The sequence below is a fragment of the Hydrogenophaga sp. genome (assembly GCF_051007235.1).
In the GTDB taxonomy this organism is placed as follows: domain Bacteria; phylum Pseudomonadota; class Gammaproteobacteria; order Burkholderiales; family Burkholderiaceae_C; genus Hydrogenophaga.
This window is the reverse complement of record NZ_JBPCSJ010000001.1, coordinates 1-8,821: the sequence shown is the minus strand read 5'-3', so window position 1 is coordinate 8,821 and position 8,821 is coordinate 1. Positions and strand designations below refer to the sequence as shown.

Below are 8,821 nucleotides of genomic sequence, written 5' to 3'. Positions count from 1 at the left end.
CCGCTGCGCCAGCCCATGTGGCGCGGCTCGGTGGCGGCGATGCGGTGGCCGCGCTTCTGCAGCTCGCGCATCATGGAAAAAGTGGTGTCCTTGTAGGTCTTGAAGGACTCGAGTGGGTCGGCGGCGAAGAGGATGTTCATGCGGTGTACTTTCGGGCTCCGTATCCTTGCACAGTTAGCGCGAGCGCGCCGGCGACCACGCCCCAGAAGGCCGAGCCGATGCCGGCGATGACCACACCGCTGAGCGTGACCAGAAAGGTGATGAGCGCCGCTTCACGGTGCTGGTCGTCGCGCAGGGCCGTGTGCAGACCGCCGCCGATGGTGCCCAGCAGGGCCAGCCCGGCGATGGCCAGCACGAGCTCTTTCGGGAAAGCCAGCAGCAGCCCGGTGACCGCGGCGCCGACCAGGCCGATGGCGATGTAGATCAGGCCGCAGGCCACGGCCGCTGTGTAGCGCTTGCCCTTGTCGGCGTGTGCCTCTTCGCCCATGCAGATGGCGGCGGTGATGGCGCTGAGGTTGAGCGCAAAGCCGCCGAAGGGCGCGAGCACCAGGGTCGCGACGCCGGTCATGGTGATGATCTTCGAGATCGGCATGTCGTAGCCCGCCGCGCGGATGGCCGCCACGCCCGGAAGGTTCTGCGAGGCCATGGTGACGATGAACAGCGGCAGCGCCAGGCTGACGAAGGCGCTGAATGTGAACTCGGGTGCGGTGAACACCGGCACCGCCCATTGCAGCACCAGCGCCCCGGCGTTGAACTGGCCGTTGGCCACCACGTACGCCACCGCAGCCAGCAAGGTCAGCGGGACCGCGTAACGCGGCAGCAGACGCCGCCCGAGCAGGTAGACCAGCAGCATCAGCACCACCAGCGGCAGCGCGGTCTGCGCGGCGGCAAAGGCCTGCAAGCCGAAGCGCGCCAGTACCCCGGCCAGCAGGGCTGACGCAATCGCCATCGGGATGCGGTTCATCAGCCGCTCGAACAGGCCGGTCGCACCCGAGAGAATGATGAGCACCGCGCAGGCCATGAAGGCGCCCACGGCCTGCGCCATCGTGAATCCGCCCGCTAGCCCGGCCGTGGCGAGCACGGCCGCGCCCGGCGTGCTCCAAGCCACCATCACCGGCTTCTTGAGCATCAGCGAGGGGATGGCCGAGCACAGGCCCATGCCCATACCCAGCGCCCACATCCAGGACGTGATGAGCTCGGGCGTGGCGCCGAAGGCCTGCGCGGCCAGGAAGACGATGGCGACCGAGCTGGTGAAGCCCACCAGCACCGCCACGAAACCGGCCGTGGCGGCCGACAGATTCACATCTCTAAAAAACGACATCGAAGGATTGTGCCGGTGAGTCCCACGACCCCAAAACGGAAGGACTGTCCGGAGCGCGTGCCAGAACCCAGGATGCGGTGGAACCGGCTCCGCCGGGCCACTCGCATCGCCCCTTGAGGGGCGGAGCGGTTACGCGCAGCGAACAAGCGACGGGGGTGGGCTAAATCTCCAGTTTGGAGCCCAGCTCGATCACCGCGTTGTTCGGCAGGTTCAGGAACTCGGCCGCGGCGCCGGCGTTGTGGTGCATCTGGGCAAAGATCTTTTCGCGCCAGAATGCCATGCCGCTGCCCAGGGTGGGCACCACCAGATCGCGCGAGAGGAAGTAGCTGGTCAGCATCGGGTCCAGCTCGCAGCCACGCCCGCGCATCAGGGCCAGCGCCTTGGGCACGTCGGGGTCGTTCTTGAAGCCGTAGTGGATCACCACCTCCCAGCAGTCGTGGCCCAGCGGTTTGACCTCCAACCGCTTGTCCAGCCCGATCCACGGGACCTCGTGGCTGCGCACGGTGACGAACAGGTTCTGCGCATGCAGCACCTTGTTGTGCTTGAGGTTGTGCAGCAGGGCATTGGGCACGGTGCCGGTTTCGGCGGTGAGGAACACGGCCGTGCCATCCACCCGCACCGGGGGCGCCATGAACACCGCCTCCAGGAAGCTGTCGAGTTCGATCGCGTCGGCGTGCTGGGCCTGCGCCATGAGAGAGCGGCCCTGCTTCCAGGTCATCATGAGCATGAACACCACCCCGCCGATCATCAGCGGGAACCAGCCACCGGCGAACAGCTTGAGCAGGTTGGAGGTGAAGAAGGCCAGGTCCACCACGAAAAACGCGCCGGTGGCCGCCACGCACAGCGCCAGCGGGTAACCCCAGCCGTAGCGGATGACGAAGAACGTCAGCACCGTGGTGATGAGCATGTCCAGCGTGACCGCGATGCCGTAGGCCGCGGCCAGGTTGGACGAGGACTTGAACATCACCACAGCCAGCACGATGGCGGTGAACAGCCCCCAGTTGACGAAGGGAATGTAGATCTGCCCGGTGTCGTGCACGCTGGTGTGGCGGATGTTCAGGCGCGGCAGGTAACCCAGCTGGATGGCCTGCTTGGTGACGCTGAAGGCGCCGGAGATCAGCGCCTGCGAAGCGATCACCGTGGCCATGGTGGCCAGACCCACCAGGGGCAGCAGGGCCCAGTCGGGGGCCATGTTGAAGAAGGGGTTCTTGACCGCTTCGGGGCTCTCCAGCAGCAGCGCGCCCTGACCGAAGTAGTTGAGCGTCAGGCAGGGCATGACGATGGAGAACCAGGCCACGCGGATGGGCTGCTTGCCGAAGTGGCCCATGTCGGCGTAAAGCGCTTCGCCACCGGTCACGCACAGCACCACGGCGCCCAGGATGATGAAGGTGGTGCCGGGCTGCTCCCAGAGAAAACGCAGCGCGTGGTGCGGGCTCATGGCGCCGAGGATCTCGGGGTGGCCGACGATGTGCGAGACCCCGAGCACGGCGATGGAGAGGAACCACAGCACGGTGATGGGCCCGAAGAACTTGCCGATGCCCCCCGTGCCGCGCTTTTGCACGAAGAACAGCGCGAACAGCACCACCAGCGTGATCGGCACGACGTACTGCTTGAAGGCGGGCGAGACCACTTCCAGGCCTTCGACCGCGGACAGCACCGAGATGGCGGGGGTGATGACACCGTCACCGTAGAACAGCGAGGTGCCGAAGATGCCCACCGCGAGCAGCCATTTGCGCAGTTCGGGTTTGTCTTTGACGGCCTGCGAGGCCAGCGCCAACATGGCGATGAGGCCGCCTTCGCCGTGGTTGTCGGCCCGCAGCACGAGGGTGACGTACTTGAGCGAGACGATGACGGTGAGCGTCCAGAAGACGATGGACAGCACGCCGTAGACGTTGGCGTGCGTGAACGGCACGTGGCCGGAACCGAAGATCTCCTTGATGGCGTACAGCACCGAAGTGCCGATATCGCCATAGACCACTCCGATGGCACCCAGGGTGAGCGCGGCAAGCGAGGATTTGTTCTGCGACACAAAAATACCCGGGACTGGTCGGCCCGGGTTCGGCTGTCAGGATGCGCCGATTCTGCGCTCGCCGCGGGCGCGCCGCCAGTGGGGGTCTGCGCCTAAATGAGCGCCGCCGTGACCGATGTTGCAATGCAACAACTGCGCTCAATGCTGGAGCGTGGGGGCCGACGGGCCAGCCGCCGGGCCGCCCCAAGGCAGGCCCAGCCCCCCTGGGGGGCAGCGACCCGCGCAGCGGCGGAGCGTGGGGGCGTCACTCGTACTGTTCCGCGTCCGGGTCGGTGGCTTCGAGCTCGTATGACGCGGCCAGCATGGCCAGGCGGCCGATGACGCCGTACATGTAGAAGCGGTTGGGCACGCTGGCGCCGGGCTTCATGCCCGGCTGCGGCAGTTGCGCGCTCTGCTCGAAAGCCAGTGGCACGTAGCTGGAGCCGGGCGCGTTCAGGTTCTCGTCGGTGCCGCGCTGGGCGTGCACACGGTAGAAGCCGCCCACCACGTAGCGGTCCATCATGTAGACCACCGGTTCGGCCACGGCAGCGTTGATGCGTTCGTTGGTCAGCACGCCTTCCTGGATGATGACCTCGGTGACCGGCTGGCCCGCCTGCACCGTGGCCATGCGCGCACGGGTCTCGGGGCTCAGTGCGTCGATGTCCTTGACATCGCGCACCGTCATGATGCCCATGCCGCCGGCGCCGTTGTCGGCCTTGACCAGCACGAACGGCTTTTCGTTGATGCCGTATTCCTTGTACTTGCGGCGGATCTTGCCCAGCAGCGCGTCGGTGTTGCTGCGCAGGCACTCCAGGCCGTTGGCGTCGGCAAAGTTGACCTCGCCGCACTGGTTGAACATGGGCGTGATCAGCCACGGGTCCATGCCCAGCAGCTTGCCAAAGCGCTTGGCGATTTCTTCGTAGGTCTTGAAGTGCGTGCTCTTGCGGCGGGTCGGCCAGCCGGCGTGCAGCGGCGGCAGCAGGTACTGCTCGTGCAGGTCTTCCAGGATGCCGGGCACGCCTGCGCTCAGGTCGTTATTGAGCAGGATGGTGCAGGGGTCGAAATGCTTGAGCCCCAGGCGCCGCTTGCTGCGGATCAGCGGCTCCAGCGTGACCGACTCGCCGCCGGGCAGGTCGATGGTGGTGGGCGACTTGATGTCGTTGGACAGCGAGCCCAGCCGCACGTTCAGGCCGGCCTGGTAAAAGATGCGCTGCAATTGCGCCAGGTTGCTCAGATAGAAGGTGTCGCTGCTGTTCTCCGGGATCAGCAGCAGGTTCTTGGCCTCGGGGCAGATCTTCTCGATGGCCGCCATGGCCGCCTGCACGGCCAGCGGCATCATCTCGGGCGTGAGGTGGTTCCAGCCGCCGGGGAACAGGTTGGTGTCCACCGGCGCGAGCTTGAAACCGGCGTTGCGCACATCGACCGAGCTGTAGAACGGCGGCGTGTGCTCCATCCACTCCAGCCGGAACCAGCGCTCGATCACCGGGGTGGATTCCAGGATCCGCTGTTCCAGTTCGTTGATCGGACCGGTCAGGGCGGTGACGAGGTGGGGAACCATAAGTGTTGGACGCCCCCCGCGCCGCCTGCGGCGTCACCCCCCAACTGGGGGGCGTCAGCTGCGGCCCGGCAAAGCCGGTTCCGCGCTGACCTCGACGCCCTGGTGTTGCGTTGGGGCTGAAATGAAGGGTTGTTGAAAAAACCAGGGGTGGTGAGAGTATGGGGCCGAAGGAAGGGCTTGCAAGTCCCCTTCAGCTTCGAACCTCACCCTCGCCCAGCACCACGTACTTCAGCGAGGTCAGACCTTCAACACCGACTGGCCCCCGGGCGTGGAATTTGTCGGTGCTGATGCCGATTTCAGCGCCCAGCCCGTACTCGAAACCGTCGGCGAAGCGGGTGCTCGCATTCTCCTTCTCGCTGGCCGATTCCTCCTCGCGCTGGAATCGCTGGGCGTGCACGTGGTCGGTGGTGAGGATGGCGTCGGTGTGGTGGCTGCTGTAGCGGTTGATGTGGGCGATGGCTTCGTCCACGCCGTCCACCAGCTTGACGCTGACGATGGGCGCCAGGTACTCCTCGCTCCAGTCCTGTTCGCTGGCGGCGGTCACCTGGGCGCCCGGCACGGCCGCCAGGATCGCCATCGCCTCGGAGCAGCCCCGCATTTCCACGCCCTTGGCGGCGTAGACAGCGCCGATCTTCGGCAGAAAGTCCGCTGCCACGCCACGCGCCACCAGCAGGCTCTCGGTCGCGTTGCAGGGACTGTACTTCTGGGTCTTGGCGTTGTCGGCCACCTTGACCGCCATGGCGATGTCGCAGGGGTCGTCCACATAGGTGTGGCAGTTGCCGTCCAGGTGCTTGATGACCGGCACCTTGGCCTCGGCGCTGATGCGCTCGATCAGGCCCTTGCCGCCGCGCGGGATGATCACGTCCACGTACTGCGGCATGGTGATGAGCTGGCCGACGGCGGCGCGGTCGGTGGTGGGCACCAGTTGCACCGCGTCGGCCGGCAGGCCGGCGGCCACCAGGGCCTGCTGCACCAGCGCGGCCAGCGCGCGGTTCGAGTCGATGGCCTCGGAGCCGCCACGCAGGATGCAGGCGTTGCCGCTCTTGATGCTGAGGCTCGCGGCCTCGATGGTCACGTTCGGACGGCTCTCGTAGATCATGCCGAACACGCCGATGGGCACGCGCATCTGGCCCACGCGGATGCCGCTGGGCATCTGCTTCATGCCCGAGATCTCGCCGATGATGTCCGCCATCGCCGCCAGCTGCTCACAGCCCTCGGCGCAGGTCTCCAGCACCTTGGGCGTGAGCTTGAGCCGGTCCACCATGGGTTCGGCCAGGCCGGCGGCGCGCGCGCGCTCCAGGTCCTTGGCGTTCTCCACCTGCAACGGCGCCACGTTCTCGCGCAGCAGCCGCGCCAGCTGCCGCAGTGCCTTGATCTTGGTCGCCGCGCCGGCCTTGGCCATCAGCGCCGAGGCCGCCTTGGCCTGGCTGCCCAGGGTGTTCATCAGTTCGGAGGTGGAAGTCGCGTTCATAGGACGCGATTTTCGCAGACTGCCTACTTCAGCGCACAGGCATTGGCCACACGCAATGCCATCCGGTGCAAGGCGTCCCACGGATCGGCCGGCCAGTCGGGCTGCTTGAGGCCCTTGACGATACCGTCCACGGTGTGCGCGTCCTGCAGCCACTGGGCCAGCTGCGCCGGCGGGATCAGCGGCAGCGCGCGCTCCATGAGTTTTTCCTTCACGCCCCAGACCCGGTTCTCGCGCAGGGCCATGGGCAGCGGGCGGCCGGCGTCCATGGCGCTGCGGATGCGGTTGAGCGTGCGGATGTCCTCGGCCAGTGACCAGTGCACCAGCACGGCGGCCTCGCCTTCGGCCTGCAGGCCGTCGAGCATGCGCTGCACGCGCAGCGTCTGCCCGCCCAGCACCGCTTCGGCCAGCTTGAAGGCGTCGTAACGCGCCACGTTGAGTACGGCGCTTTCCACCTGCTCGAAACTCAGCTCGCCCGCCGGGTGCAGCAGCGCGAGCTTCTGGATTTCCTGGTGCGCGGCCAGCAGGTTGCCTTCGACCCGGTCGGCGAAGAACTGCAGGGTGCGCTGCCCCTCTTCCCCCGCGGCCACGCGCTGGCCCTGCTGCTGCAGGCGATGAGCGATCCACTGCGGCAGCGCCTTGCGCTCCACCGGGTCCACCTTCACGGTCACACCGTAGCTGTCGAGCGCGGCGAACCAGGCGCCCTTGAGCGTCATGCCGTCCAGCCGCGGCAACACCACCAGGGTGAGCGTGCTGTCGTTGCCTTCGGCGCTGGCGGCGATCTGCTGCAGCACCTGCGAGCCGTCTTTGCCCGGCTTGCCCGAGGGCACGCGGATCTCGATCAGCTGCTTGTCTGCGAACAGGCTGAGCGAGCCGCCACTGGCCAGCACCTCGCTCCAGTCGAAGTGCGCGCCCGCCACGGTGTGCACCGTGCGTTCGGTGTAGCCCTGCGCGCGCGCCGTGGCGCGAATCGCGTCGGCCGCCTCCTGCACCAGCAGCGGTTCGTCGCCGTGCACGGTGTAGAGGCTGCGCAGGCCCTTGGCCAGGTGCGCGCTGAGCTGGTTCGCGGCGAGCTGCATGCGGTTCAGGGCGCGGTGACGGCTGCCAGGCGGCGCATCACCTGCTGCGTGATGTCGCGCTGCATGTCACGGTACTGCAGCGCTTCTTCGGCCTCTTTGGCCAGCGCGGCGGTTTCGGTGTAGCTGATGTCGCGTTCGAGCAGCAGCTCGGTCTCGTCCAGCAGCTGCGCGCCCTGGGCCGTGGCCAGGCGGAAGCGGAAGCGCGTGCGCAGCTGCAGTTCGCGCACCTGGCCGGCCGCCGTCTGGCCGACCACCGAGCGTTCGCGCTGGTCGGTCAGCACCGTCAGCACCACCTCGCCGGTCTCGCCCTCGGGGCTGGCGGGCAGGCGGCTGCTGAACACCCGCACACCGGCGTCGCTCAACGTCTGCTGCAGCTCGCGCGCGACGGGCGTGCCGTCGCTGCCCTGCACGCGCAGCGATTCAAAAGCGAACTTGGGCGCGCCACGCAGCGCGAAGCCGCAGCCGGGCAAGGCCGAGACCGTGGACAGTGCAAGCCAGTGCCGGCGCGTGAGCATCGCCACCTCAGACCACGATGTTGACCAGACGGCCGGGCACCACCACCACCTTCTTGGGCGCAGCACCGTTGGCCGCCTTCTGGAAGGCTTCGCTGGCCAGGGCCGCGGCTTCGATGGCGGCCTTGTCGGCGCTGGCGGGCACGGTCACGCTGCCGCGCAGCTTGCCGTTGACCTGCAGCACGAGTTCGATTTCGTCGCGCTGCAGCGCGGCCTCGTCGGCTTTGGGCCAGGGCGCGTCCAGCAGGTTGCCCGACACGGCGGCGTAGCCGAGTTCGGTCCACAGGCTGTGGGCGATGTGCGGGCAGGCCGGGTACAGCGCGCGCAGCAGGATGCCAAAGCCTTCGGCCACGGCGGCCACGGCGGCCGCGGCGGCCGCCCCGTCAGGGTTCTCGGCGTTGGCGCCACCGCTGCCGTCGCCCTTGAAGTCTTCGAGGGCGTTGAGCATCTTCATCGCGCCCGAGACCAAGGTGTTGTACTGCATGCGCTGGTAGTCGTAGTCCACCTGCTTGAGCACGGTGTGCATCTCCAGCCGCAGCGCCTTGGCGGCCTTGGACAGGGCGGCGCCGCTCACCGACGATGCCATGGCGCCCGACACGCCCGCTTCCGCCAGCTTGAAGCCGAAGTTCCAGACCCGGCGCAGGAAGCGGTAGCTGCCTTCCACCGCCGCGTCGTTCCACTCCAGCGTGGCTTCGGGCGGCGCGGTGAACATGGTGTACAGGCGCGCGGTGTCGGCGCCGTACTTCTCGATCAGGTCCTGCGGGTCGACGCCGTTGTTCTTGGACTTGGACATCGTGGTCCAGCCTTCGTACGTGACCGGCTGGCCGTCCGCCTTCGAAGTGGCCGACACCACCTTGTTGTACTCGTCGCGGACG

The 8,821-nt window shown here is 67.5% G+C and carries 7 protein-coding genes and 1 pseudogene; all 8 read right to left on the bottom strand.

Going from position 1 to position 8,821, the window contains the following annotated elements:
• Positions 1 to 140, bottom strand: a pseudogene (locus ACR2JA_RS00040) (glutathione synthase); the annotation flags it as partial.
• Positions 137 to 1,321 carry a benzoate/H(+) symporter BenE family transporter gene (locus ACR2JA_RS00035; RefSeq protein ID WP_434007096.1) on the bottom strand — a complete coding sequence of 395 codons (1,185 nt, stop codon included), beginning with the start codon at positions 1,319 to 1,321 and terminating at the stop codon, positions 137 to 139. The pseudogene ACR2JA_RS00040 and the gene ACR2JA_RS00035, both read right to left, overlap by 4 nt.
• Before the next feature lie 160 nt (positions 1,322 to 1,481).
• Entirely contained in the window at positions 1,482 to 3,350 is a 1,869-nt protein-coding gene (locus ACR2JA_RS00030) for a potassium transporter Kup (protein WP_434007095.1), read from the bottom strand.
• A 244-nt stretch (positions 3,351 to 3,594) separates the two neighbouring features.
• Positions 3,595 to 4,887, bottom strand: coding sequence for a glutamate--cysteine ligase (gene gshA / locus ACR2JA_RS00025; RefSeq protein ID WP_434007094.1), 1,293 nt, complete (start codon positions 4,885 to 4,887; stop codon positions 3,595 to 3,597).
• A gap of 190 nt (positions 4,888 to 5,077) precedes the next feature.
• Positions 5,078 to 6,358 carry a glutamate-5-semialdehyde dehydrogenase gene (locus ACR2JA_RS00020; RefSeq protein ID WP_434007093.1) on the bottom strand — a complete coding sequence of 427 codons (1,281 nt, stop codon included), beginning with the start codon at positions 6,356 to 6,358 and terminating at the stop codon, positions 5,078 to 5,080.
• Between the two features lie 23 nt (positions 6,359 to 6,381).
• Positions 6,382 to 7,434 (bottom strand): DNA polymerase III subunit delta, encoded by a 1,053-nt coding sequence (gene holA, locus ACR2JA_RS00015; protein WP_434007092.1) that lies wholly within the window; start codon positions 7,432 to 7,434, stop codon positions 6,382 to 6,384.
• A gap of 5 nt (positions 7,435 to 7,439) precedes the next feature.
• Positions 7,440 to 7,949 carry an LPS assembly lipoprotein LptE gene (lptE, locus tag ACR2JA_RS00010; protein WP_434007091.1) on the bottom strand — a complete coding sequence of 170 codons (510 nt, stop codon included), beginning with the start codon at positions 7,947 to 7,949 and terminating at the stop codon, positions 7,440 to 7,442.
• Between the two features lie 7 nt (positions 7,950 to 7,956).
• A partial coding sequence (locus ACR2JA_RS00005; protein ID WP_434007090.1) for a class I tRNA ligase family protein occupies positions 7,957 to 8,821 on the bottom strand: 865 nt, incomplete at its 5' end.